General features: G+C 42.8%; 14 protein-coding genes. 4 read left to right on the top strand and 10 right to left on the bottom strand.

Features of this window, described 5'->3' with window-relative positions; genetic code table 11:
* Positions 1-49: 49 nt before the first annotated feature.
* The 7 genes from RMZ95_RS25955 to RMZ95_RS25925 form a co-directional block, all read right to left on the bottom strand.
* On the bottom strand, positions 50-1,147 hold the full coding sequence (locus RMZ95_RS25955) for a sulfate ABC transporter substrate-binding protein (RefSeq protein ID WP_322684208.1): 1,098 nt from the start codon (positions 1,145-1,147) through the stop codon (positions 50-52).
* A gap of 469 nt (positions 1,148-1,616) precedes the next feature.
* A complete protein-coding gene (locus RMZ95_RS25950; protein ID WP_322671254.1) occupies positions 1,617-1,847 on the bottom strand; it encodes an EF-hand domain-containing protein in 231 nt (76 codons plus the stop codon).
* Positions 1,848-2,337: 490 nt separating this feature from the next.
* Positions 2,338-3,840 (bottom strand): HlyD family efflux transporter periplasmic adaptor subunit, encoded by a 1,503-nt coding sequence (locus tag RMZ95_RS25945; RefSeq protein ID WP_322684198.1) that lies wholly within the window; start codon positions 3,838-3,840, stop codon positions 2,338-2,340.
* A gap of 46 nt (positions 3,841-3,886) precedes the next feature.
* Positions 3,887-6,106: a peptidase domain-containing ABC transporter gene (locus RMZ95_RS25940; RefSeq protein WP_322684199.1), complete on the bottom strand. Its 2,220-nt coding sequence runs from the start codon at positions 6,104-6,106 to the stop codon at positions 3,887-3,889.
* A gap of 238 nt (positions 6,107-6,344) precedes the next feature.
* The gene (locus RMZ95_RS25935; protein ID WP_322684200.1) at positions 6,345-6,761 is read right to left on the bottom strand and encodes a hypothetical protein; all 417 of its coding nucleotides are present in this window, start codon (positions 6,759-6,761) and stop codon (positions 6,345-6,347) included.
* A 545-nt stretch (positions 6,762-7,306) separates the two neighbouring features.
* Positions 7,307-8,062 carry a peptidylprolyl isomerase gene (locus RMZ95_RS25930; protein ID WP_322684201.1) on the bottom strand — a complete coding sequence of 252 codons (756 nt, stop codon included), beginning with the start codon at positions 8,060-8,062 and terminating at the stop codon, positions 7,307-7,309.
* Positions 8,063-8,227: 165 nt separating this feature from the next.
* Positions 8,228-8,977, bottom strand: a complete 750-nt coding sequence (locus RMZ95_RS25925) for a pre-peptidase C-terminal domain-containing protein (RefSeq protein WP_322671231.1) — start codon at positions 8,975-8,977, stop codon at positions 8,228-8,230.
* A gap of 344 nt (positions 8,978-9,321) precedes the next feature.
* On the opposite strand from RMZ95_RS25925, the gene RMZ95_RS25920 reads away from it, so the two are divergent.
* From RMZ95_RS25920 to RMZ95_RS25905, 4 genes are all read left to right on the top strand, one after another.
* Positions 9,322-10,524: a sigma-70 family RNA polymerase sigma factor gene (locus RMZ95_RS25920; RefSeq protein WP_322684202.1), complete on the top strand. Its 1,203-nt coding sequence runs from the start codon at positions 9,322-9,324 to the stop codon at positions 10,522-10,524.
* A 58-nt stretch (positions 10,525-10,582) separates the two neighbouring features.
* Positions 10,583-11,734 (top strand): DUF1822 family protein, encoded by a 1,152-nt coding sequence (locus RMZ95_RS25915; protein WP_322684203.1) that lies wholly within the window; start codon positions 10,583-10,585, stop codon positions 11,732-11,734.
* Positions 11,735-12,261: 527 nt separating this feature from the next.
* Positions 12,262-14,619, top strand: a complete 2,358-nt coding sequence (locus tag RMZ95_RS25910; protein WP_322684204.1) for a CHASE2 domain-containing protein — start codon at positions 12,262-12,264, stop codon at positions 14,617-14,619.
* A gap of 291 nt (positions 14,620-14,910) precedes the next feature.
* A complete protein-coding gene (locus RMZ95_RS25905; protein WP_322684205.1) occupies positions 14,911-15,768 on the top strand; it encodes a DUF928 domain-containing protein in 858 nt (285 codons plus the stop codon).
* 128 nt (positions 15,769-15,896) lie between these two features.
* Here the strand turns inward: RMZ95_RS25905 and RMZ95_RS25900 are convergent, their stop codons facing one another.
* The 3 genes from RMZ95_RS25900 to RMZ95_RS25890 all read right to left on the bottom strand — a co-directional run bounded on the left by RMZ95_RS25900 (position 15,897) and on the right by RMZ95_RS25890 (position 26,822).
* Positions 15,897-18,557, bottom strand: coding sequence for a CHAT domain-containing protein (locus RMZ95_RS25900; RefSeq protein WP_322684206.1), 2,661 nt, complete (start codon positions 18,555-18,557; stop codon positions 15,897-15,899).
* A 33-nt stretch (positions 18,558-18,590) separates the two neighbouring features.
* On the bottom strand, positions 18,591-22,808 hold the full coding sequence (locus RMZ95_RS25895) for a filamentous hemagglutinin N-terminal domain-containing protein (RefSeq protein WP_409883826.1): 4,218 nt from the start codon (positions 22,806-22,808) through the stop codon (positions 18,591-18,593).
* A 123-nt stretch (positions 22,809-22,931) separates the two neighbouring features.
* On the bottom strand, positions 22,932-26,822 hold the full coding sequence (locus RMZ95_RS25890) for a filamentous hemagglutinin N-terminal domain-containing protein (RefSeq protein WP_409883824.1): 3,891 nt from the start codon (positions 26,820-26,822) through the stop codon (positions 22,932-22,934).
* Positions 26,823-27,000: the final 178 nt, after the last annotated feature.

Below are 27,000 nucleotides of genomic sequence, written 5' to 3'. Positions count from 1 at the left end.
TAGGCTCCTAATCTTGTAGATTGCAAAGTTTATGAAAATTTTTACCCATTTACTTTAAAGACTTCTGAGCTTGGATTCGATCGAAAATAGCACCTTCATCAAAAAATTTCTGTTGAATCTTGTTCCATCCTCCTAAATCTTCAGCTTTGAACAGAGTTTTAACTTTAGGAAAATTGCTACCCAATTCTTTTGCAATCGTATTATTCACAGGACGAAATCCTATTTTGGAAAATTCCCGTTGTACCTCTGGGGTATAGAGATATTGAACAAATGCTTCTGCAACTTTCCGAGTCCCGTGTTGCTCGACGTTCTTATCTACCACAGCAATTGGATTATCAATAGATATATTCACATCAGGGACAACATATGAGAACTTTTCGCCTTTTTGTTTTGATAAAATCATTTCATTTTCATAGTTGAGTAAAGCATCCCCTTGACCTTGTTTAAAGAACAATTCACTGGCATTACGAGCAGTCTTGGGCAGCACAGGTACATTTTTATAAACTTTGGAAGTAAAATCTAATGCTTGCTTCTCATTCTGACCAGTTTTTGTTATGTAACCCCATAAACTTAAGAAGTTCCATCGCGCACCACCAGATGTTTTCGGGTTAGCTGTGAGTACGCTCACTCCTGGTCTTGTCAAATCTGTCCATGTTTTAATATTTTTGGGATTCCCCTCGCGAGTAGCGATCGCACCTACGGATTGGGTGACAATTGCATTATTTGGGGCTTCTTTTTCCCAACCCGGTTGAATAAAACCTGTCTGAACCAGTTTGTCAACATCAAGGGCTAGTGACAGATGTATCACATCAGCCTCTAAACCATCAATCACATTTAGGGTTTGAGAACCAGACCCATCATAACTTTCAGTAAACTTCAGATTTTGGTTATGCTCTTTTTTCCATTTTTCTACAAATTGGGGAATAATTTGCTCGTATGCAGCCTTTGTCACTGAGTAAGAAACAAACGTTAGGTTTAGATCGCGCTCTGAAGTGGCGATTCTATTACCAGTGTTATCAACATTAGCTCCAGAGCAAGCACTCATCACTATACTTAAGCTTACTCCCGCCAAAAATAGGGATATAAACCCCCAGTTTCTTATAGCTTGCCAAGCTTTAACAGTACGAGTGTGAACTTGTTTCCTGATATAGTTTAACTTCCAAGTATGCTGCCGCTTGTTTCTCAAAATTTCCCTCCTCTATTAAATTCGGTAAGCCGAGAGATTTACTGTAGTTTAGAGGTATTATAAGATAGTTGCGATTCATTGCATAACCTTTGGTTAACCTCAATTTAAACAAGTTGTATATGTAGAACACCGAAAGCACTTCGCCTGCCGGATCGTTGAGGCTCAAATGGTATCAAGTTAAGCTCAAACAAGCAACTAGTAGTTCGCGAAGGAAACGCAAGCGGGGTAAAGGGAAAGGGGTAAAGGGGAAAGGGAAAATAACAAACCTTTCCCCCTTTCCCCCGCGCCTTATCCCCAGAGGGGGCCCCACCTTCACTTTTTCCCGACTTTTGCCAAGAAGTCTAATGACCATGAAAATTGCAAATCCCTCAAAGCGTGGGCTAGAGAGGGATTTTTGATTATTGGGTATTGGGTGTTAGGGATTGGGTTGCTAGTTTAAATTATTTGCTTTCTCAACTGCTTCCTTTAACTTTTCAAAGGTAATACTACCGTCTTTGTCTGCATAATTTACTAGCAATTCCTGGGGACTAGTGGTATTTGTTTCTGATGAAATGATTGCACTTAAGCCAGGACTTAAAAAAAGATCGTTAATGAATACTTTACCATCTCCATCGGTATCTAAGGAATTAAAAAGGGATTGAAGCTCTTGCTCGGTCATGATAAGTTTCTATCTGAACTAGTTTTTCAACTTAATATCTCATTAATCTTTGATTAATATCTCAAAATTAAAAAAACTTGTATCTTTAGACGTAGAAACGGCGATCGCTGGGGCTTAGATCGGTTGTACGCTGTGGGTTACAGGGTTTACAGTCTGACAACGAAAATAAATCGACATGGATGCGCCTTCTTTCTAACGTAGTCAGATATTTCCCTCGACGACTGCCCGAATTCAATATAGGAATTTAGCAAACTTGCTTTTATTAAACACAAAAGCGATCGCTTTGCCAACGCCTGCCGTAGGATGCTCGAAGGGCTGTAGGGCGAACGTAACAGTTGAACTGATACAAAGCGTAGACGCTGCATCAGTGAGGAGTCGCAGTCTTCTTCCAAGGGGAGACAGTTAATAAGGGCGGGTTTCCCGACTTGAGACGACTGTCGTAGGCTCTGCGGACTTGTACTCCTACGCGGTAATAGTTACATTAAAGAAAAAGTTACAAATCACTAATCAACCTCGCCTTACGGAGAAAGAATTGCAGCACAGTTTCTTCACGGGAAATAATATCAACCCTACCCTCCATACCCAATTGAATATGACACTGGTTTTTCCCTTTACCTAAAACCAGAGTTTTCGGTTCAATTGTGACTTCATAAAAAGCACCGGGCGCAGTAGCTTTTGGGCTAGTAGTCCCATTCATCGATGTATTTGTGCCATTCTTTTGAGGAGCGATCGCATCTGGAGAAATGGTCTGCACTTGACCATTCAGAGTACCATAATCTGGGTAAGGACAAGCGCTGACCCGCATTTGGACTTTTTGACCAATTTTTAACTTACTTTGCTCATCAGATGCCACCGCAGCCTTCAAAACTTGAGGTGCATCAGTAGGGACAATTTGCAATATTTCCTCGCCAGCCCGCACAGTTTGACCTGGGTTTCGCAGATTGAGTTGAGAAATGATACCATCGGCGGTAGCTGCGATCGCGGTTTGAGCTAAATCTATTTCTGCTTGCTTGAGTTCGCTAGTATCATGCTCTAACTGCTTTTCAATTTCAATCCGTTGGTTAACTAGGGTTTGGCGTTCTTTTTCTAATGTTGCTTTGTTGCTTTCCCCTCCGGCTTTTTCTTGAGCGATTCGCTCAGTAGCAACAGTTACTGCTGCATTACTTGGATTTACGGCAACTTGGGCGCGTTGTTTTCTGGCAATCACAGCAGATACCGCTTGTTGTAACCGTTCAATTGTCTGTTTTTGCGCCTCCACTGCTGCAAGTTGTGCCTTTACCGCTTGCTCTTGCTGTCTGGCAGATAATTGTGCTTCTTCCAATTGATCTTGAGATAGCGCCCCTTGGTTGGCTACACTCTCATATCGCTTCTGTTTTGACTGCGCTACACCCAAAGCAGCTTCAGCAGCATGGAGATTTGCTTGTGTTGTTTTTAATTGTGCTTCCCCAGCCAGCAATTCTTTTTCAGCAATTTTGACGTTGGCATCAGCTTCTTGGAGTTCGGAAACAGTGGTGAGATTTTTATCTTGATATTCCCGACGGCGACCGCTCAATTCGGCTTGAGCGCCAGTAATAATCCGGTTAAGGCGGTCAGTTTCGGCTCGAATCTGGCTATTAAGGGAGCTAATCTGGGCATTAATTTGCACTAATTGTAACTTAGATTGTTGAATACTAGTTTGCAATTGGCTTTTTTTAGTTTGCAGACGCGAGTCATCAATAGTTGCGATCGCATCTCCTTTTTTGATAAGTTGATTTTCTTTGACATAAATGTGCATAACCTGGCCTTCAGTCGCCGCTTGCACAATTCGCAATTCACCTGCCGGACGCACAACCGCCTGTGCTTGGACTGTAACCTTATACTTACAAATTGCAGCAAGTGGCACAGCTAATCCGAGAACGCAGAGAATAAACATTCCGCCCCATGTTGTCCAACGAGTAATTGGTGGGAGAAATTCGTTTGTTTGAATTGGGGGGAGAAAATTTGTATTGCTAACCATGACCTTTTACAAATGACGAATTACGAATTACGAATTACGAATTATCTTAATTAATAGTGGCAGTCTTGCCGTTATGATGAGCCGGGGAAGATATCAGCACCAACCCATTATGAGAAGGAAAAATATCATCTAAAAAATCTAAATGTTCGCCAGGTAAAGAGCGCAATTCTTCTGGTGTACCTTGGATTTTTAAGCGTCCTTGTTCTAAAAATACAATTAAATCTGCCCTCTGTATCACCTTGGGACGGTGACTAATTAAAATAGTCGTTTGATTGTGACGATGGGATAAAAGTCTATCTAATACTTGTCTTTCGCTTACTGGGTCGAGTGCGCCTGTGGATTCATCTAAAATTAAGACTGGTGGCTGAGTAACTATGGCTCTGGCTATGGCTAATCTTTGGCGTTGTCCACCAGAAAGATTAGCCCCAAATTCTCCTAAAACAGTTTGATATTTATCAGGTAGTTTGCTAATAAATTCATCTGCACCTGCAATTTGACAAGCTTTAACAATTTCTTCAAAACTAATATGAGGATAGCTAAACTGGAAGTTATCAATAATCGAACGACTCCAAAAGTGGGGTTCTTGAGGAACTAATACTACTTGTTGACGCAAACATTCTAAGGATAAATCTTGCTGATTATAAAAACCATAACGAATATTCCCAGACTCGACTTTATATAAGCCTGTGAGCAATTTTGCCAGGGTACTTTTACCACAGCCAGATTTGCCAATTAAAGCAATAACTTTACCGCCAGGAATAGTTAAGGAAAAATCTTGTAGGAGGTCAACTCTACCTGCGTGATGAAAGTTAAGTTCAGTGCAAGTTATATCTGCATTGCCAGGAATTTGTGCCCAAGGCTTTTTAAAATCATTTTCGGATTCTGGAGTAGCGTCAATCACTTCTGTCATCCGTTGCAGGACTATCTGGGCTGTGATCAACTCATCTACTAAGCCGATCGCAGCACCTAAGAATCCGAGAAAGTTGCCACTCATGCCGTTATATGCCATTAATTGACCGATTGTTAAGGTGCGATTAATGACTAAATAGCTACCCATCCAAAGAATGCCAATACTAATGAAGGTGGAAAGAATACCAGTAACTGTACTGCTATACAGTCCCAGTTTCATCATACTCCAGCCCAAGTTGGCGAGGCGACCATAATTCCCTTGATATTCTGACCAAGCTTGGGGAGTAGCTTGGGTAGTTTTTAATACTTGGATGCCGCGAAATGTTTCTACCAAAAAGCCTTGGTTTTCTGTACCAGAAATAATCAGATTCCGGGTTTTCTGGCGCATCGCGGGTAAGAAAAGCAGGTTAACACCCGTGACAACTATAAATGCAACTATGGAAGCTAAAGTTAGTTCCCAACTGTAAAAGAGCATAAAACCCAAGGAAATTACAGCAATAAAGAATTGACTGGGTAATCCGAGGACAATTTGGGAAACTAAGTTATTGATGGCTTTGACATCGGCAATGCGGCTGACAACTTCCCCACTGCGTCGTCCTTCAAAGTAGGATAGGGGTAAATGTAAGAGTTTGCGTCCGTATTCTAGAATTAACCCTAATTGCAATCTTTGACCGAAGTGACCGATAAGGTGAGATTGGACTAAGCTAATGGCGCTTCTAATTAAGTTCATGGCAATAACGCCAATGGCGACGGTGGTTAGTAGTTGGGTATCACCTCGTACTAAGACATCATCGGTGAGGAGTTGCATCATGAAGGGAGATGCCAAAGAAAGTAGTCCAATAGCGATGTTAATAGCGATCGCTTGAGCGAGAATAGAACGATAAGGCCAAACCCGTTGCAGATATCTTCCCAAACCGCCAATTTTATCTGATTCTTGTTGATAAAAACGACTGTCGTCTGGAGTCAGCAGTAACATGACGCCATTACCCCAACCCGCCATTAACTCTTGACGGGTAAGATGACGAATACCAACCCCAGGGTCAGCGATGACGTATTTTTTGCCTTTTTGCCCGTATAATACGACCCAGTGGTAGCCTTTCCAGTGGATAATTGCTGGTAAGGGAGCTTGATGTAATTGGTCGATTAGTTGGGGACTAGCTTTAACTTGACGGGCGTTGAATCCTAGTACTTCTGCACCCCGCTTCAATCCTAGCAAGGATGTTCCTCTACAACCAGTGCCTACGGCTTCTCGAACGCGGTTGAGGGTAAATGTGCGTCCGTAGTGTTTGGCAATCGTGGCAAGACTTGCTGCACCGCAGTCTTCTTCGCTGTGTTGAAGGACTATTTGGTATTTCATTGTCAAGACGAATAGTAATGGAAAAAGAGAAGTCGGGGAGAAAACCCCGACTAGAGATGATATTTAGTTTGTCTAACCTAAATATCTAAGTACTAAGCTATTTCTGGAAAGTTCTACCAATTTGAAAAATGATTGCAATATATGGATTGCCCAAAAGCTTAGTCACTAACTCTTTTACAATCCAAAATCCAAAATCTAAAATCCAAAATGGTACTACTCAGGTCGGTTTGTAATCTCTTCAACTGACTGAGTAAGATACTCTGTATCTAGAACCGCCCCCACTTATAGTAGTTCTTTGTATGCCGTTTGTTGGGCCGGAGACGGAAAAACCGCCTAGAGCGTCGTCAGAGTCTGGCCAATCACTATCGAAAAAGCTGATTTCTGCATTTTCAAAAAAGTTAAATTCCCAACCTAGATTTTTACCATCTCCTGCACTCATGCCACCTACATCGAGTCTACTGCTTATCTCGTCAACAGTGACGTTAGCATAAACATCATCCTGGCTAAAACTATCTGCACCATCTTTCAGGCAAACTATACTACTTACATAGAGGTTATATCCTCCTTCAATGATAGCCGCTTCTTCTGGTGTTAGGTTAGTGAAAAGTTGTTCTTGAGCAACAACAGCAGCATTAGTAGAAATGATTTTTGACATGAACTTTATCCTTGATTTTAGTTTGCTAAATACACTTAAGAATTGCAGATTAGGCTACCTTGTTAATTAGATCGTACAAAGATAATTAAGTAGCTTTTAAAAAGTTGCATATTTGTGGGATGAATTTGCGGCTGTAACTATCGAAATTTTGTTCTGTATTTGACAAACTTATTCAATGATTCCGCTATTCCCCAAAGAAAGCATTTTTCTAAATGAACTTCTCTGCATATCACTCTCTACGATGTCTTTTAGTCTTTATGCACTAAGAACGGAAAAATTTTGAAAAAGCTGTTAAATCCTTATGCATGAAAAAATCGGGGCACTTGCCCCGACGTTATATTGTATTCAGCTTTTTAGCTCAGATTTTTGAGTAGTTAGCTCTTCGATCTGAATCGAGATAGGACAATCTAACCTCGGAAATTCAAATCAGTAAATCAACTTGAGAATTGCAGATTAGTCTACCCGATAAAGTTCGATATCATAATATTTTCTAGAGAGTGATAGAAGAAAAGTAGTTGAAAATTTTAATTTTGAATTGCTATGATTCATATCCAGGTTTTTTCTTCCGGTGACAGTTGATTTACTTGCTGTTGAAACCAAGTTTCAAAATTTTTTTGCAGTAATCGCTGGCGCATAAAATTGTCCAACTGGGCAGTTATAAACTTTTCCACACGTAAAATGATCCATGATTCTCCAAAGGGTATGGGTGGTTGAACTATACCCACTTGCCTTGTGCAAAGTAACTGAGCAAAATTGGGAGTAATAGTACCAAGTTCTACTGGGCCGACGATGCCGCCTGTATCAGCTTCTGTCCCTTGAGAATATTCACGCGCTAGTTCAGCAAATGACTGTTCCCCTTCTGTAATTCGGAAAAATAGTTCGTTGGCAGTTTCTCTATTTTCAGTCCGAATTAAAGAATAAATGACTTTATCAAAATGTTTTTTGTATTTGATAAAGTAAGATTCTAGTTGATGTCCCCAAGTTATTTGTTTGAACTTTTCAACTCTGAGCTTTCGGGTTGCGAAAAGTTCTAATTGCTCTTGAGTCAGACAATAACGCGAACACCAATCTTGGATTTTTTGCTCGCTTGTTAAATCCCAATGCTGATAAAATTGCTCTAGAGCATGAGATGTTTCTGCTTGTGTGCAGGTGATTGGTGCGATCGCAGATTCGATAATGCTCTGAGATAACAATTGCCCAATCAGGTTGTAACTAGCCAAAAATGGAATAATTTCTTTAGGTAAGACCGAGATGCAGCTATGCCCGTCGTAGACATCGCCTATTTGTAAAGCTTTAGTCATATTTCAAGACTATTTTGTTGAAATATTTAATAAGTGCAGCGATCGTTTTTGGAATAAAGCGGCAAAGTTCAAGTATGATTCTCTGCCGCAAGACTATTTACGTACACTTGAGAGCATTACCTTACAATGCTTTCAATTACCGCCTATCACTTCTAATGCCTAAACTTAAGCATCGGTGGTGGTAAATTGGTCAAAAGTTAAGGTGTAGGCAGTCTGTATACTACTAAATTGATTGACCTGCAAGAAGTAATTACCAGAAAGATTAGTGTTAGAAATTACTTCCGATGTAATACCACCACTAGTAGAACGTGCAACTTCCTCACCTGCATCAACAATACGATTGTTGTTATAGTCCGCAATCAGTCGGATGTCAGCATCACTTTGGAGTCCGCTCAGTGTAATGTCAACACCCTCAAATAATCCCAGAGAGAATTCGTAAGTATCTGTGGTGTTGGTATTACTTATTGTCCCAAAGCGGGTAACATCACCTGACAAGTCACCAAGTGCAAACTCTCTAGGCAAAAGATTGCTGAAACCACTTAGCGAACTATTGGGTGTAGTTGCAGACAAGGCTAAATTGTAACTTACATCGCCTGATGAAGTGCTAAAGCGACTGACTTCGGCAAAATAAGTACCTGCGTCTGCTCGACGATTAAGGAAGTCATCTTGGTTGCTTCCCCTACTGGAAAAATCAACTAGTTGGTCGCCTGTATCAAAGAAACCGTTACCGTTATCTTGATAAAGGCGCAAATCGGCATCATCACCAGCACTGATATTTGTCAGAGACAAATTTATGTTTTGGGTGGTGTCAATTCTGAACTCAAAGACATCAGTGGAATCTAAAACATTTAAATTAAAGTCATTGCGGGTAACAGGGGTAGCAGGTAGAACACCGATATCATCGTAGACAGTCATTTTTGACTCCTTTTGTTGTTGATGTTGGTTAATTAGGTGATGCAGAGATAATTAGGTAACTTTTAAGAAGTTGCATATTTGTGGGATAAATTTGCGGCTGTAATCATCGAAATTTTGTTCTGTATTTGACGAACTTATTCAATGATTCCGCTAGTCCCCAAAGAAAGCATCTTTTTAGATGAACTTCTCTGCATATCACTCTCTACGATGACTTTTAGTTTTTATGCACTTGGATGAAAATTTTTTGAAAAATCTGTAAAGTCCTTACGCAGCAAGGAATTAGCTTTTGTACCTCTGGCTGTATAATTGTAATCAGCTATGTTTCAAACAACGGCAAGTATTCCATGCAACCCCGACAGGGCATTATTGAAATCTTTTCTACGTTTGTGCAATTCGATGTAGACCAATTTAGTGGTTGGGCAACAGATGCCAAACTGCGACGTAGTATGAAATTTTGCCTGGAGGAGTCGTCAACTGAGAAATCAGATACCTTTTGGGCGCTTTACTGGTATAGAGTTTGGCAAACTCAATCTAGTGCTGTGGCACTTGCACATATTTCTGCTTATTTACAAGAGGTGTGCTATTGGACTGCCAGAAAATTCGCTCTTAACTTTCCCACGCAGTCGTCTGTAGCCGATTGTTTTCAGATGGCGATCGCTAATACTAACAAAATACTCAAAAATTTCAATCCTCAATACAGTTCGCATTTAAAAGCCTATGCACAATTAACTTTTGAATCGATTATCAAAGATGCAGTGCGCTTACAGCGGGAAGCAGACATTTGCTCAGACTGGGCATTATTGCATAAACTCAGTCGGAAACGACTAGTGCATTCATTAGAAAATGCCGGATTTAACAAAGAAAGCATCGAGAGTTATGTTTTAGCCTGGGAATGCTTTAAGGAACTCTACACAGGTGATAATACAAAAATTCGTCAGCTTGCCAAACCAGATGCTCAGACTTGGGAGGCTATTAGCAATCTTTATAATGCAGAACGTTTGGGCCGATTGAGTTCGTCCACTGCCGCAGTCAATCAGCAAACTATAGAAACCTGGGTATTATCTGCTGCTAAAGCTGCCCGTACTTTCCTCTATCCTAAGTTTGTTTCCGCAGACGCTCCCCTCAAAGAAGATGAAGGTAATTTATTAGATATACTGCCTGTAGATTTGCAAACATCTTTACTAACGGAAATTATTGAGCAGGAAGAAGCTGTGAATATGCGATCGCAGCAAACTCAGTTAAACCAAGTTTTGCACCAAGCGATCGCTGGACTCGATGCTGAGTCTCAAAAAGTACTACAAGCTTACTACGTTCAACAACTGACTCAACAAGAAATTGCTGCCCAGCTAGAAATTAAGCAATATACTGTTTCCCGTCGCCTGAGCAGTATTAAAAAGTCATTGCTCCTGACTCTTACACAATGGAGTCAAAACACCTTGCATATTTCCCTTAAATCCGACGTAGTAGATGCCATAAACACAAGTTTAGAGGAATGGCTCAAAGTCCAATATAGCCATACCCAGATTCAATCAGCAGACAAGAAATAATTTTGTCTCTCCCCTCTCCCTAATATGGTCTTTATATGGAGCCATTCTAAAATTATTTATGTTGAATTCACCTCCCCCATTCACTATTGACTCACAGCATTTATACTTGGAAATTACTCAATTTCCAGAAGTGCAAGAACAACCATACTCAACAGCTGGTGCTTGTCAACGTGGGTGGATAAATCAAAAATGCTTGCAAGCATTTTTGCCTTGGTTCCAGGAGGAAATTGCTCCCACCGCCAGGGTTTATCCTAACAGTGCGGCATTGCCGAGTTTTTGGGAAGTAGTCAATGGCACAGCTATTAGTTTCGAGCGCGATCGCCTGGTATTAATTCCCACCCTGGCGATGGATGACGATGAATTACGCGTACCGCAAGAATGGATAGATATACCAGAGTGGATTGCTGATTATTACATAGCTGTACAAGTTAATCCCGATGATGGCTGGATAAAGATTTTTGGCTATACAACCCATCAAATTCTGAAAACAAAAGGAGTTTACGATGCTGGCGATCGCACTTACAGCTTGGAAAGTGAAGATTTAATTCCAGATATTAATGTGCTGTGGGTTACACGCCAACTCGATCGCTCAGAAGCCTTACGTGCTGAGATTGCACCAATAGATCCTATTGGCAAAACCCAGGCAGAAAACCTTTTAGAAAGGTTGGGCGATCGCGATGTAAAATTCCCGCGTTTGGCAGTTCCATTTTCACTCTGGGGTGCGCTCTTGGCACATAGCGGTTGGCGAAAAAAGTTGTATGAACTGCGTCAGGGTTTACTCATACAGCGATCGATTCCGCAATGGTTGCAGACAGGAGTAGCCAATTTAGCTCAACAGTGGGGATGGGAAAAAAGAGAATTCGTTGTAGTACCTGCCGGAATGCGGAGTGCAGAACCAGTTCTCGGTTTGTCTCGGCAAATAAAAGTTGCAGAGCAAACATACGAGTTACGCATTTTCCCAAAAAGCACTTCTGAGGATTATGTTTGGCGTTTTGAATTGCGAAGTACAACTGTTGATGGTCAAATTCCGGCTGGATTTAAGCTCCGACTACTAACGGAAGACTTACAAGCTTTTGAAAATAATCAAGATACAGCAACAACTCCTGTAGATATGTTGTATTTGGAAGTAATTTTGGAACTAGGAGAAGGATTGGTTTGGGAAATAGAACCCACACCTGAAGACTATGACCGAGAGATTTTGCGGTTTTAAGTTTTACCTTCAAAAATCTTCACGGTTAGCTTCTATTATTTACTCTTAAACTGAATTTTACTACACACAACAACCTAGTTAGCAACCAAGATATATATAGCAGGGTGTAAGGGCACGGCAGTGCCCATAGGTGTCAATTTAACGTGAAACCTTGTCAAGACGTGATATTGAGTTCATTCACTTATGGTTACTCACAGCGTCACCTCACCTCGGTTTTGTCTAAACCCAAAACCGTCCCTCCTCTTACCACGGCTACGGTGTACACACAAGTCAAATTACCCCCCTCAATCCCCCCGTGTATTGGGGGGAAGCCGGAAATCGAATTCCCTCTTAAAGGGGCTGGTGAATTGTCGCCCACTAACTAACCTTGCAAAGAAAAGAAGCCGGAAATCCAGTACCCTCCCCTTTACAAGGGGAGGGTTAGGGTGGGGTAAAACATATGTGCAACAAGCGTTTAAGCTGAAGTTGACACCAATGGGCAGTGTCCTGCTCCTACGGGTGTACTCAACATCTAGGGAGAACTAGCTGTGGACAAGTTAATCATCTTAAAGTTAGGGGAGGGAAACTTTGAACAAGGGTTTACCGTGACTCTACAGATTGGCGATGAAAATGTCCGCCCGACTGTGGAAATCACAGGTGAGCTTCCCCCCAACCCGGAAATTCTTCGCGATTATCATCGTTGGCAATCTATTTATCGTAATTTAAGGCTGCCATCTCGTCCGATTGGTTTAGCTAAAGAACTTACCCAAGCCCCTAGCCTCGAATACTGCCAGCAGGTGAGTGAAGAATTCAAAGTAAGTTTTAATACTTGGCTTGCTTCCGATTCCTTTCGTTCCATCCGCGAGAAATTGTTAGAAAAACTCATGCTTGCGGATAATATTCGGATGCTTTTACAAACCAAAGACCTGCGATTACAGAAATTCCCCTGGCATCTTTGGGATTTGATAGAACGCTATCCCCAGGCGGAAATCGCCTTGAGCGCTCCTGGCTACGAACAAGTCAACCTTAACCGCATAGCAACTACATCCGATAAAGTAAAAATCTTAGCGATTTTGGGTAACAGTCAAGGTATTGATACCAAAGCAGACCAAGCGCTGCTTAATTTGTTACCCAATACAGATATCACTTTTTTAGTTGAACCACAATGTCTTGACCTTACCGATCAGCTATGGGAGCAGAATTGGCAGATTCTATTTTTCGCCGGACATAGTTCCACTCAGGAAACGAATCAAACCGGAAAAATCTACATTAATCAAACAGAAAGTCTCACAATTAGCCAGTTAAAGTATGCCTTGAAAAAGGCAGTAGAACGAGGTCTAAAACTAGCGATTTTCAATTCTTGTGATGGCTTGGGATTGGCATGGGAGTTTGCAGATTTACATATTCCCCAAATTATCGTCATGCGAGAGCCTGTACCCGATCGCGTGGCGCAACAGTTTTTAAAGTATTTTTTAGAAGCCTTTGCGCGGGGAGGCTCGTTGTATTTAGCCGTCAGGGAAGCACGAGAAAGGTTACAGGGACTAGAAAACCAATTTCCCTGCGCTACATGGTTGCCTGTCATCTTTCAAAATCCGGCTGAGACGCCGTTGAATTGGCGGGAATTGTTTAGAAATACACCCAATCTTTCTGCATCTTTGTCTCAAACCACGCCTGTTAGAAGAACTACAAATCGGCTTGGCTTCTCATTAATCTTACTGACGAGCATGGTAGTAACAGTAATATTAATCGGGATCAGGTATTTGGGCATGCTGCAAACATTAGAGTTAAGTGCATTTGACCAACTGGTACGCTTGCGCCCTCCTGAAAAACCAGACTCACGCCTACTGATTGTCACTGTGACTGAAGAAGATGTCCAGGCGCAAAAACCGGAAAAACCTCAAGGTTCGTTGTCAGACAAATCACTTGCCAAACTGTTAGAAAAATTAGAGGCATATCAACCACAAGTTATTGGTTTGGATATATACCGAGATTATCCAGTGGATAAGGATTATCCAGCATTGGCAAAAAGGATGCGAAAAAGCGATCGCTTTGTCGGGGTATGTCAACTCAGCGATTCTCAAGCCGGAAAACCAGGTGTAAAACCACCCCCAGAAGTTTCTTCACATAATCTCGGTTTTAGCGATATTGCCATCGATTCAGATAATGTTGTGCGTCGCCATCTGTTAGCGTTAACTCCTGCGCCTTCATCTCCTTGTACTGCGCCCTATGCCTTGAATGTTCAACTGGCGCTGCGTTACCTATATACGAAAGGAATTCGGTTGCAATTTACCCCTGATGGCGCATGGCAATTAGGGAAGGTGACATTTAAACCAATAGAAGCTCATACCGGAGGTTATCAAGGAGTTGATGCTTTTGGACACCAAATTTTATTAAATTATCGTTCTTCTCCTTCACCAGAAGCGATTGCACCAAGTATGACCTTACAACAAGTGTTAAGAGGTAAGCTAAATGCCAATGCAGTCAAAGGCAAAATAGTCATTATTGGCACAACAGCAGAAACTTTTGGTGATTACTGGTTAACTCCCTACATCACTCCTCAAGGAAAATTACAGGCAATACCAGGAGTATTTTTACAAGCCCAGATGGTCAGTCAACTGCTCAGTGCTGCTTTGGACGGAAAACCTCTGTTGTGGACTTGGCCGCTTTGGGGTGAGGTAATTTGGGTTTGGGGTTGGTCTTTTTTAGGCGGTTTATTTACTGCTTATCTGCACCGATTCATTTACTTAAGTTTGGCAGGAGGAATAGCCATTATTAGTTTATACGTTAGCTGTTTTATATTTTTAATTGTATATAGTTGTTGGGTTCCGCTAATTCCTGCTATGTTGGCTTTAGTAGTTAATAGTTTAATAGCTACAACTTACTTAAACATGAAATTTAAAAATTAATAATAATGCCAATCAAAAGAGGATGTTTGGAAAGCTATATTTGTTACCCAAAGTATCTAATACTCCCCCTAACCCCCCCTTGCAAAGGGGGGGAAATAGTCTCTTAAAGCCCTTGGAAAGGGGAGGAAATAGTTTCTTAAAGCCCTTGGAAGGGGGGGGAAATAGTTTCTTAAAGCCCCCCTTTATAAGGGGGGTTGGGGGGGTAATGTCAGAGAAAGCTTTATAAGGGGGTTGGGGGGGTAATGTCAGAATTTAATATGTTATACGACACTTTTCAAACATTCTCTAAGCATGAAAATCGCCGTTCAGCAAGCAAGTTTAGGAGGTTTTATGAAAAGCTATTGGCAAAAAATGCAATTAATCGCGGCAGTGGGAATGACTTTCTGGGGAATTATCGGCTATTCTCCAATGATTTGGATGACACCAGTTGCGGCGGCTACTCCTAAGAAATTTTCGCCTCCTCCGCCTCCTCCAGACAGGGGTGCAGCAGGCGATCGCGGAGGGGCTGCAAGTCGCGGTTGTGGCGTTGGGAATCAGTCTGTAGTTGGACTTGTACCTATATATAAAGAGACAGTCAATCAAGGAAAAACAGAAGCTGTTTCTGTTACTAAAGTTTGGGGCTTGACGAATGAGGAATATCCAACTTTTTGGTTTTTTGTCCCCTATCAAAAGTCTCTAATTGATTCCATTGAATTTGTTGTCAAAGATGAGTCAGGTAAATCAAGTCAAACTCTTTACCGAACAATAGTAACAATACCAGAAACACCAGGAATTGTTAGCATTCGCTTAAACGCAAATGCTTCTCCATTGCAAGTAGACAAGATGTATCACTGGTTTTTCAAAATAAAAGTCATTTGCAATCCACAACAACCTCCAGAACGAGAGTATGTGGAAGGATGGGTGCAACGAGTCAATCCAAATCCTCAATTAGTAGATAACTTGAAGCAAGCAACTCCCCAGCAACGGGTAAACCTTTATGCCGAAAATGGTATTTGGTTCGATGCCTTAACTACTTTAGCTGAATTACGTCTTAGCAAACCTGAAGATCCAACTCTAGCGGTGGAGTGGATGAATTTGCTTCAATCCGTAGATTTAGAGAATTTAGCTAAACAACCTTTGATAAAATGTTGCCAAGCTAATGCAAAGTAGCACAGCAGAGCAATAGACCTTTTGCAAAAGTCGTCAGGCAAATTCGGTTTGAGCGATCGCTCATGAACAGCTTTTGTCACACTCCAAAAGGGCAACCTCTAGAAACTTCAATAAATGAGTAGAATTTGTCAAAGCCAGTTACCAACTAAAACATAAGGTGCCCAGTAGCCAGGACGACTGTAATTGGGATAATCTTTTAACAACTTTATTTGGGCACGACGCAAGGCTTCAGCCTTTGTCACCTCATTTTTAACTAACTCACGATAAAATTCCCCAATTAAGATAGCAGTAGATTTATCGCTGATATGCCATAGTGAAGCCAAGGTACTACGGGCGCCAGCTTTCACGGATGCTCCTGCTAGCCCTAGCGTGGCGCGATTGTCACCAGTAGCAGTTTGGCAAGCACTTAACACGAGCATTTCCAAGGCTTCTGAGCGAGTTCGATCTCGACGGCGCAATAAGCTATCAAATTGCGTAACGTTAATCGGCCCATCGTTTGCAAGTATAAAAGTATTCTCAACATTGGAACTAAATTGACCGTGGGTTGCCAGATGTAACACATTAAATGGCACAGTATTTACCTTACTCTCTAGGTTTTTGCTGTTGAAGTCTCGATCTAGTAACTGGGTGGTAGAGGCGATCGCTTGGGAAATAGAGTCGAATTCTGATTTAATTTCTGGTAGCGGTGGAAATTGCTGTTGAAAGCCTTGTGGTGGTTGCATTAACCCGGCAGCTAGTACATTGAGTTTTGTTTGTGTCAAGGGTTTGAGTGCGAGTAACTGGAGTCCTAAGCTGAGTGCTACAGCGTATTTTTCTACCAAATATTGCTGACCGTCATACAATATAGCCATTGGCACATTTCGCAATATGCCATCCAGTACAAATACAAGGGTTTTGACGCCACTATCTTTTAAATCTGACTCAATTTCTTTGATTAACCAGCCATAGACTTCCTGCGATAACGCTTGCACTTCTTCATTGCGATCGGGTTCTAATAAATACTCTCTGAGTTGTTTTATAGTACCTTCTACCTCATTCTGGGGCTTATTTACTGTATAATTACGCAGTGGTTGTTTAGGAATTTTGACAATCACTTGGAGTCGATCGGGTAAAATAATTGGATAAACGATCGCGGCTGTGGGATTATCTTTATCTACCACTGTGTCAAGCAAAACAGTTTTGGCATTAATGCAAGCTTCCCGGAAAAAGTCGTCTAATTCCGCTAGTTGCAGTGCTTCAATCCTCTGTCTAGCTTTGTCTAGGATTGGTTCGCTCGGATGAGTTTGCTGAAACTGCAACAATAATTCTACGGACTCTCGATATACAGGTTCTACACTTTCTTTAAAGGAAAACTGGACATCTCGATTCACAACTACTAAGTCACTACGGAGAGTCTGCAACTCACCGATCGCAGTATCATAGCTAGCAATAGCGCCCTCAATTTCTCCCTGCTGTTTTAACAAGCGTCCTAACTGCCAATGCCAACGATAAGCGATATCTGGGGCATTGATTGTTTGAGCGATGTTCAGTGCTTGTTGGGTGAGGTTCTGGGCAATTGACCATTGCTTAGTTTGTTCGTATACACTGCCTAGAGTACCAAGGGCAAAGCTTTCGGCTCGTTTATCTGCTAAATTTTCAGCTTGTTGCAAGGCTCTGGCGCAGATTTGAGCGATCGCTTCGGGTGTAGTTCCGAATTTCATTAAGCTTTGAGCTAGATTAATCTGCGCATAAATAGTTGTCACAGAAGCAGGTAGTTGTGCCAGTTGAGTTTGGATTTGCGGCAATAGTGTCTGCACGGCGGCTGTTTGTCCAGCGTTCACTAGTAAATTCAACTGATTAACTTGAGCCTGAACCTTGCTAATCGGGTGAGGAGCGATCGCAGCAGCTTGCTGATAAAACTGTATTGCACCCTTAAAATCTTGCTGTACTTGTGCCGTGTTGCCTAAACTAAATAAAGCCGCGCTGACATCCTGGGGAGAATCCAATTTTTGGGCAATTGACAAACTTTGCTGTAATACCTGACGAGATTGATTCAAATCTCCTGCTAATTGCAGAGCATTCCCAAAAGACCGTAATTCTACTGCTTTACTGACTGAATTAGGTTTTGATTGTAACTCCTGCTGCAATTGAGTCAAGATCGTCAAAGCCCGACGGTAAAATCCCAAAATTTGCCATGCTTGTGCTTGATTGATGCGATCGCGGATAATGCCATTGCGATCGCCTAATTGCTTATAGCTAACTTCCGCACGTTGCCAGGTGTTGAGTGCCTGTTCAGCTTGCCCTAAGTCTAGTTGAATACTACCTTGAATATCTAGAATTGGAGCCAAAACCTGAAGATTTTGGGAATTAGAGGATTTTTCGAGCAACTTTAAGCTATCTGTAATTGCCTGTTGCGCTGGTGGTAAATTACCCAGTTTTTGATATGCCAACGCCAAATTACTTAATGCTACAGCTTGTTGCAATTCATTGCCTTGGCTGCCAAAACTTTTAACTGCTTGTTGCAAAACTTTAACCGCTTCTGCAAATTGTCCTGCCTCATACAGCACTTTACCCTGTTGCAGCAAGTCTTGTGTTTGTGCAGTCGGATTTTGGATTGAGACTCCAATTGCGATATTTTGTGTTTCTATAGTTGCAGCAACGGGAAAAGCAGTAACGCACAAAAAAGCTGTCACCACAACCAAGAGGATGAAAACAGGTAAGTTATGGTTTTTAAAGGAACGAATGAACCATCTGGTGCATCCGTTATATATCTGTTGCCACTGATTATTTTTATAACTCTTGAGTTTCATCGTAATTCCTCCCCCGATTCTTGGAGTAACGAATTATTGACTACAGGACATAGCAGAGGGAATAGAAGAACTTTGTCCAGACTGAGCCACAAGCATAATATCACCGTTACCATCAACAATCCATCCTTGAGCCTCCACAATTGGGTTGCTAGATTTGGTGATAGTTGCAGTAGATAAATTATCCGCGATCGCTGTTGCTTGTGCAGGCAAATCTACCCAACCAGTAATCACTGCTCGTCCCCGCAACGGTTCATTAGGACTTTGGGGTAGTCCACCGCGTCCAGTGGCGATAAAACGACTAGCGTTTTGTCCTCTTCTGGGAGTGCAACCTTGGGCAATTTGTTGGGATACATCTATGAGGTTAGAGGGTAGTTGAATTAAGCCGCGACTGGGGTCAGTATCTGGAGTGTTAATAGTTACTTCCCCGCTCACTCCCAATTCTGAACTTGCTGTAATGTCGCTATTTTCGGTTGGGCTTTTTTGCGAGAGAATACCGAAAATCCCGTTTGTTGTAATGTCAACTCTACCACCAATCCCTGTAAAAGCATTAGCGCTGATATCGCTATTTTCTTTAGGAACTGCAACGATAAATCTTGAATTGATTTTGATATTACCGCCATTGCCACCTAATTTTTCTGTACCTGCGTTGGTGGAGATTTGACTATTGCGGCGGAGTAAGAGTAAGTCGCTGTTGACGTTGATGTTACCACCGTTACCGGATGCAGATTCAGCATTGAGTTTACCTTGGTTATCTAAGGTAATTTTGGGTGAGTTGATTTCGATGTCGCCTGTGATTCCTGAACTAGTAGAACTTACAAATAAGCCACTGTTATCGCCGATATGACTAGTTCCAGAAATAGTTACCGCATCTTTTGCATTGATGCGAATATTCCCTGCATTCCCCACTCCTGAAGTTGAGGCAGAAAGTTTAGCACCATCTCGTAACCAAAAGTCACGAGAATCGATAGTAATGTTACCCCCATTGCCAACTGTTCCCGTTTCCACACTGCTGAAAATCGCACTAACCAAACCATTTTTCTCTCCAGCAATATCAACAGCGCCAGTAACATTCACATTGACATTCCCCGCATTCCCCTGTCCTGCTGGCTGGGTATCAAATGCACTACGAGTAAAGGTTAGCAGTTGAGCACCATTAGTGAGTGACAGGGTTGCTGCATTGATGTTGATATTGCCACTCTTACCCACACCTCCGGCTTCCACCGTACTGAGAATGCCAGCATTAACTAGGGAAACAGCATTTTTTGCACCTACTGTCACATTCCCTGCATTCCCCTGTCCAAGAGTTGAGGCAGAAAGTTGAGCGCCATCTCGTAGTGAGAAGTCACCAGAATCGATGGTAATGTTACCCCCATTGCCAACTGTTCCCGTGGACACTATACTGGCGATCGCACTTTTCAAACCGTTTTTCTCCCCAGCAATATCAACAGCACCTGTTACCAAAACATTGACATTCCCCGCATCCCCTCTTCCTGCTGGTTGGGTATCAGATGCACCACGAGTAATGGTTATCAGTTGAGCGCCATCAGTGAGTGACAAAGTTGTTGCATTGATGTCAATATTGCCACCCTTACCCACACCTCCGGCTTCCACGGTGCTGAAGATGCTAGCATCTGCAAGGAAAACAGCATCTTTTGCAATCACCGTCACATTCCCTGCATTCCCCACTCCAAAAGTTGAGGCATTAAGTCGAGCACCATCTCGTAATGAGAAGTCACCGGAGTCGATGGTAATGTTACCTCCATGGCCAACAGTCCCGGTATCCACTCTGCTGAAAATCGCACTGGGAAAACCGTTTTTTTCCCCAGCAATATCAACGGCGCCAGTGACTTTCACATTGACATTCCCCGCATCCCCTATTCCTGCTGGCTGGGTATCAGATGCTTCACGAGTAGAGGTTAGCAGTTGAGCGCTATCAGTGAGTGACAAAGTTGCTGCATTTATGTTGATATTGCCACCCTTACCCACACCTCCGGCTTCTACGGTGCTGAGGATGGCAGCATCTGCAAGGTAAACAGCATCTTTTGCAATCACCGTCACATTCCCTGCATTCCCCTGTCCAAAAGTTGAGGCATTAAGTCGGGCGCTATCTCGTAATAAGAAGTCACCAGAATCGATGGTAATGTTACCCCCATTGCCAACTGTTCCTGTGGCCACACTGCTGACAATCCCACTGAGAAAACCGTTTTTTTCCCCAGCAATATCTACAGCACCTGCTACTTTAACATTGACATTCCCTGCATCCCCTATTCCTGCTGGTTGGGTATCAGATGCTTCACGAGTAATGGTTATCAGTTGAGCGCCATCAGTGAGTGACAGGGTTGCTGCATTAATGTCGATATTGCCACCCTTACCCACACCTCCTGTTGCCACTGCACTGTAGATGGCAGCAGCATCTGCAAGGGAAACAGTATCTTTTGCAATCACCGTTACATTCCCTGCATTCCCCACTCCAGAAGTTGAGGCATTAAGTTGGGCGCCATCACTTAGAGAGAAGTCACCGGAACCGATGGTAATGTTACCTCCATTTCCTTGTCCACGAGTTGAGGCATTAATTTCAGCACTATCTCGTAGTGAAAAGTCACCAGAATTGATGGTAATGTTACCCCCATTGCCAACTGTTCCTGTTTCCACACTGCTAACAATCCCACTCAGAAAACCGTTTTTCTCGCCAGCAATATCAACATCACCTGTTACCAAAATATTGACATTGCCTGCATCTCCTTTTCCTGCTGGTTGAGTATCAGATGCTTCACGAGTAATGGTTATCAGTTGAGCGCCATCAGTAAGTGACAGTGTTGTAGCATTAATGTCGATATTGCCACCCTTACCCACACCTCCGGCTGCCACTGTGGTCAAAATGCCAGTATTACCTGTCAGAGACACACCATCTTTTGCACGCACCGTTACATTCCCCGCATTCCCTTGTCCAAGAATTGAGGCAGAGAGTGTAGCGCCATCAGTGAGTGACAGTGTTGCTGCATTGATGTTGATATTGCCACCTTTACCCACACCTCCGGCTTCCACTCTGCTGAAGATGGCAGCGTTACCTGCAAGGGAAACAGTATTTTTTGCATCCACTGTCACATTCCCCGCATTTCCCACTCCAGAAGTTAAGGCAATAAGTTGAGCGCCATCTTGTAATAAGAAGTCACCAGAATCGATAGTAATGTTGCCTCCTTTGCCTTTTGCTCCTTCTTCTACAAAATTGGCAATCCCGCTACCATAATCAGCAATTTTGATGTCTCCGGTAGCATTTAGCGTGATATCCCCAGCAACAGTCTCAGGTGTACCCAAACCCCCCACAATCCCAGCATAAAGGACACTCCCGCCTAATATCTCCAAATTTCGGGCATTGATAGCAATATTACCGCCACCAGCAGCTTGTACATACACACGCGCCTGATTGGTAAGCGATACCGAAGCACGAGTCGCATTATCAGGAAATTTCAAGCTGAGATTATCTCCATTAAAAAGAAGATTGACATTTCCAGGTGCTGCTAACCCTCCTAACTCAACTCTCCCACCATAAGCATTTAACTGTCCGCCATCCATGCTGACATTACCACCCACTAACAGCAAACTTTTACCATCTCCTACTCGTAAACCAAATGCATTAAAACCAGCAGGAGCTATTCCTGCTGGTGCAATTGACCTGTTTTCAATTCTGCCAGCCTGAAGTTGATTGAATAGGAAAGCGGAAGGATTGACCGTCAGTAGTGCAGGAGAATTTGGATTGTTAACATTGAAAAAACCTTGATTGCCAAATTGAATCGCATTTGCGGTCGTTGCAACAAACGACCCGCCAATATTCAATTGGCCATTTTCGCCAAAAATAATCCCATTGGGATTAAGGAGAAACAGGTTTGCTGTACCCGACGCGCGGATTAACCCATCAATGTTAGAAACTGACTTACCCGTTACCCTGCTAATGATATTCTGAATGTCAAGAGCATTATTAAAGAAAGCAGTGCTTGCAGTGGGAACGGAAAATTCTTCAAAGCTGTGGAACAAATTGCCACCCGCTCTGGTTCCTCCTTCAATAATTCTGGTGTTACCTTCTAGTTTGACGGTGGAATTATTAGGTAGAGTGCGATCGGGAGTAATTTGGGCAGAAGCACAATTTGCCCAAAAAGCTGCGATCGCAATTCCCATCCCCACACAAACAGCAATTGTTGAATCAAGGTTAGTTTGTATAGTAATTGTGGTGGTGGGTCTTTTAGGCTGTGTCATCGCTGTAGCGATTCGCTTTAATGCTTTGGCCTAATTTTATTCTGCTAAGAGTAATGAAAAGTAATAACTTTTCTGAAGAAATACTTAGATAAATAGAAATTCCTCTCCCATTGGAGTAAGGAATTATTGACTACAGGACATGGCAGAGGGAATAGAAGAACTTTGTCCAGATTGAGCCACAAGCATAATATTACCGTTACCATCAACAATCCATCCTTGAGCCTCCACAATTGGGTTGCTAGATTTGGTCATAGTTGCAGTAGATAAATTATCCGCGATCGCTGTTGCTTGTGGTGGCAAATCTACCCAACCAGTAATCACTGCTCGTCCTTGCAACGGTTTGATCGCTGTTGCTTGTGCGGGCAAATCTACCCAACCAGTAATTACTGCTCGCCCTCGCAACGGTTCGTTAGGACTTTGGGGTAATCCACCGCGTCCTGTGGCGATAAAACGACTAGCGTTTTGTCCTCTTTTAGGAGTGCAACCTTGGGCGATTTGTCGGGATGCATCCACGAGGTTAGAGGGTAGTTGAATTAAGCCGCGACTGGGGTCAGTATCAGGTGTGTTGAGATTTATCTCACCATTTAAGGAAGGGTTGGTTTGGGAGATGGCAGTGATATCACTTGTTGGTAACTGATTAGGATTTAGCTTTTTCGGGTCGGTTGTTTGCAACTGCTGCTCAAGCTCTTGCCGACTGCGCGGCTGTAGCCCAAAGATGCCAGTAGAGTTGATAATAACTTTCCCGCCGCTACCCTCGAAAGCGTTGGCAGTGATATCGCTATTTTCATTGGGGACGGCAACGACAAAGCCTCGGTAATTTGGGAGGTTATTGATAATGATATTACCGCCATCACCACCACCTTGTGTAGTGCCCGCAGTAGTGGAGATTTGACTGTCTCGACGCAAGAGTAATAAGTCCCGCACATTCAAGTCGATACTGCCGCCATTGCCTGAGGCAGTCGTAGCTTGAATACTGCCTTTATTGTTAAGAAAAATCAAACTGGCTGTAACTCCTATATCACCTGCTGTCCCCTGTCCAAGTCCCTCAGTAGTGGTAGTTAATCCTGCTCCATCGGCGATCAATAGCAACCCCGTGGTGACGGTAATGTCCCCAGCATTACCCGATGCTCTAGGATAAACTACGGTGGCGACTTTTGCGTTGTTTGTCAAGGAAAAGCGCTCTTTAGCTTTAATCGTCACACTGCCTGCATTTCCTTGCCCAAAGGTACTAGCAGACAATAAAGCGTCTTTGCTGAAGGAGACGGTATTGCGAGCCTCAATCCTCACATTTCCTGCATCTTTTTGTCCTACAGTACTGACTGTTAGGAAAGCCCCATCTGTTGCAGACAGCGATCCGGTAGTAATAGTGATATCCCCACTCTTGCCCGCTAGTTCAGATGCTGAGTTGCTGAATATACTACTGAAATGTCCATTACTACCTATTCCACTGAAATAAACAGCATCACGGGCGTTAATTGTGACGCTGCCTGCATTCCCTTGACCTTCAGCGATGCTCACTAATCTAGCTCCATTAGTAATATATAGTGAGTCAGTATTAATAGTGATGTCCCCAGCGTTGCCCACTGCTCCTTTTTGCACTGCGGTGATAGCAGCACTGCTACGCTGCCCGTCATCACTGACCCCTTCAAAAGAGACTGTATCACGGGCGTTTATCGTTATACTGCCAGCATCCCCTCGTCCTTCAGTGTTTGCGAATATTCGTGCCCCATTGGTAACAGAAACAGCCCTGGCAGTGATAGTCACATTCCCACCCTTGCCTTCTTCTGTTCCAGGTCTGACTGCGCTAGAAGCAACGCTGTCTACTCCATCAAAAGAGACTGTATCACGGGCGTTTATCGTTATACTGCCAGCATCCCCTCGTTGAGTGTTTGCGACTATTTGTGCCCCATTGGTAACAGAAACAGCCCTGGCAGTGATAGTCACATTCCCAGTCACATTCCCACCCTTGCCTTCTTCTGCTCCAGGTCTGACTGCGCTAGAAACAACGCTGTCTACTCCATCAAAAGAGACACGATCCTGAGCCTTAATCGTCACATTGCCTGCATTCCCACGCCCAAGAACGTCCGCACTCAATTGAGCACTATTAGTGACAAACAGCGAGCCATTGGTAGTAATATTGACTTTCCCAGCATTACCTTCGCCGAGTTTTTCGACTCTGCTGAAAGCACCTGTATCTCTGCCATCAAAAGAGATTCGATTACGAGCGTCAATACTGATATTGCCTGCATCGCCTTTGAAGAAGGTACTTGTACTCAGTTGAGCGTTATTGGTGACAGATAGCGTTCCGGTAATGACGGTAACATTCCCACCATTACCCCTATTTGTCACATTACTGAAAACACCTGTACCACGACCATCAAGTGAGACAGTATCACGGGCATCAATCAACACATTACCTGCATTTCCTAGACCAGAGGTACTAGCGGTTAATCTAGCGCCATTACTTGCCAATAGTGACCCAGTTGCCACACTAATGCTGCCTCCATCACCAACAGATCCACGTAAGACCTCATTAAATACTCCACTGAAAAAGTTATTATCTTCTACTCCATCCAAGACGATATTATTTCTAGCATCAATGAAGATATTGTCTGTATCTCCTCGGTCACGAGTGCTAGCAGACACTCGAGCGCCATTGGTTAGGGAGAGTGACCCAGTTGTTACACTAATGTTACCACCGTTGTTCGTATTCAATCGAGCGCCATTAGTTAAAGCCAGCGATCCACTTGTAATACTGATAGTGCTTCCTTTTCCTGTTGCACCTGGTTCTACAGCACTAAATGCACCACTAGAAAAACCATTATTATCCACTCCATCAAAAGAGATATCTTCAGCTTGAATGGAAATATTACCTGCATTCCCTTGTCCAAAAACGCTGGCAGACAATTGAGTGCCATCAGTTAAAAATAGTGAATCTGCAATGATGTTAAGGTTGCCAGCACTACCTTTACCATTAGAGTTTACGATATTTAAAATTCTGCTAGCCTGCCCACCTCGAATCGTGCCTGTGGCATTCAGCGTTAAATCTCCTGCCTGAGTACTTGCAGAACCTAACCCTGGTGCTATTCCAGCTAGTAGCCAACTTGCTCCCAAAACCTCTATGTTTCGGGCGTTGATGGCGATACTTCCCCCCTTGTCAGCAGAGACATTTACGTTGGCTCCGTCGATCAGTGATACATCTGCCCATGCTATATCTTCAGGAAGATTCAAACTCAAATTACTACCATCTATATTATTTAAATTAACTGTTCCTGCACCCGCCAATCCTCCTAACTCAACCCTCCCACCAAAAGCATTTAACCTTCCACCATCCATGCTGATGTTGCCACCCACTAGCAGCAAACTTTGACCATCTACTACACGTAGACCAAAGGCATTAAAGCCGGACTGATTTAATCCTGCTGGTGCGACTGAGTTATTTTGAATCGGCGCAGCAGCAATTTGATTGAATAGAAAAGCTGAAGGATTGACTGTCAATAATGCAGGACTATTTGGATTGTCAGCACTGAAAAAACTTTGATTGCTAAACTGTATCGCATTGGCAGTAGTCGCCACAAAAGAACCACCAATGTTCAGTGAGGCATTTTTACCAAAAATAATCCCCGACGGATTAATCAGAAATAGGTTAGCTATACCATTAGTGCGAATTAACCCATCAATGTTAGAAACTGACTTACCCGTTACCCTGCTAATGATATTCTGAATGTCAAGAGCATTATTAAAGAAAGCAGTGCTTGCAGTGGGAACGGAAAATTCTTCAAAGCTGTGGAACAAATTGCCACCCGCTCTGGTTCCTCCTTCAATAATTCTGGTGTTACCTTCTAGTTTGACGGTGGAATTATTAGGTAGAGTGCGATCGGGAGTAATTTGGGCAGAAGCACAATTTGCCCAAAAAGCTGCGATCGCAATTCCCATCCCCACACAAACAGCAATTGTTGAATCAAGGTTAGTTTGTATAGTGATTGTGGTGGTGGGTCTTTTAGGCTGTGTCATCGCTGTAGCGATTCGCTTTAATGCTTTGGCCTAATTTTATTCTGCTAAGAGTAGTGNNNNGGTGGTGGGTCTTTTAGGCTGTGTCATCGCTGTAGCGATTCGCTTTAATGCTTTGGCCTAATTTTATTCTGCTAAGAGTAGTGAAAAGTAATAACTTTTCTGAAGAAATACTTAGATC

The organism is Nostoc sp. DedQUE07, from assembly GCF_034530975.2.
Lineage (GTDB): Bacteria > Cyanobacteriota > Cyanobacteriia > Cyanobacteriales > Nostocaceae > Nostoc.
This window is presented reverse-complemented; position numbering and strand designations above follow the sequence as displayed.

Bases quoted from the DNA above. Each gene is read 5' to 3' on its own strand.
- RMZ95_RS25945 (WP_322684198.1), bottom strand. From the start codon at position 3,840: ATGGTTAGCAATACAAATTTTCTCCCCCCAATTCAAACAAACGAATTT.
- RMZ95_RS25905 (WP_322684205.1), top strand. From the start codon at position 14,911: ATGAAAATCGCCGTTCAGCAAGCAAGTTTAGGAGGTTTTATGAAAAGC.
- RMZ95_RS25920 (WP_322684202.1), top strand. From the start codon at position 9,322: ATGCAACCCCGACAGGGCATTATTGAAATCTTTTCTACGTTTGTGCAA.
- RMZ95_RS25895 (WP_409883826.1), bottom strand. From the start codon at position 22,808: ATGACACAGCCTAAAAGACCCACCACCACAATTACTATACAAACTAAC.
- RMZ95_RS25925 (WP_322671231.1), bottom strand. From the start codon at position 8,977: ATGACTGTCTACGATGATATCGGTGTTCTACCTGCTACCCCTGTTACC.
- RMZ95_RS25930 (WP_322684201.1), bottom strand. From the start codon at position 8,062: ATGACTAAAGCTTTACAAATAGGCGATGTCTACGACGGGCATAGCTGC.
- RMZ95_RS25900 (WP_322684206.1), bottom strand. From the start codon at position 18,557: ATGAAACTCAAGAGTTATAAAAATAATCAGTGGCAACAGATATATAAC.
- RMZ95_RS25890 (WP_409883824.1), bottom strand. From the start codon at position 26,822: ATGACACAGCCTAAAAGACCCACCACCACAATCACTATACAAACTAAC.
- RMZ95_RS25940 (WP_322684199.1), bottom strand. From the start codon at position 6,106: ATGAAATACCAAATAGTCCTTCAACACAGCGAAGAAGACTGCGGTGCA.
- RMZ95_RS25935 (WP_322684200.1), bottom strand. From the start codon at position 6,761: ATGTCAAAAATCATTTCTACTAATGCTGCTGTTGTTGCTCAAGAACAA.
- RMZ95_RS25915 (WP_322684203.1), top strand. From the start codon at position 10,583: ATGTTGAATTCACCTCCCCCATTCACTATTGACTCACAGCATTTATAC.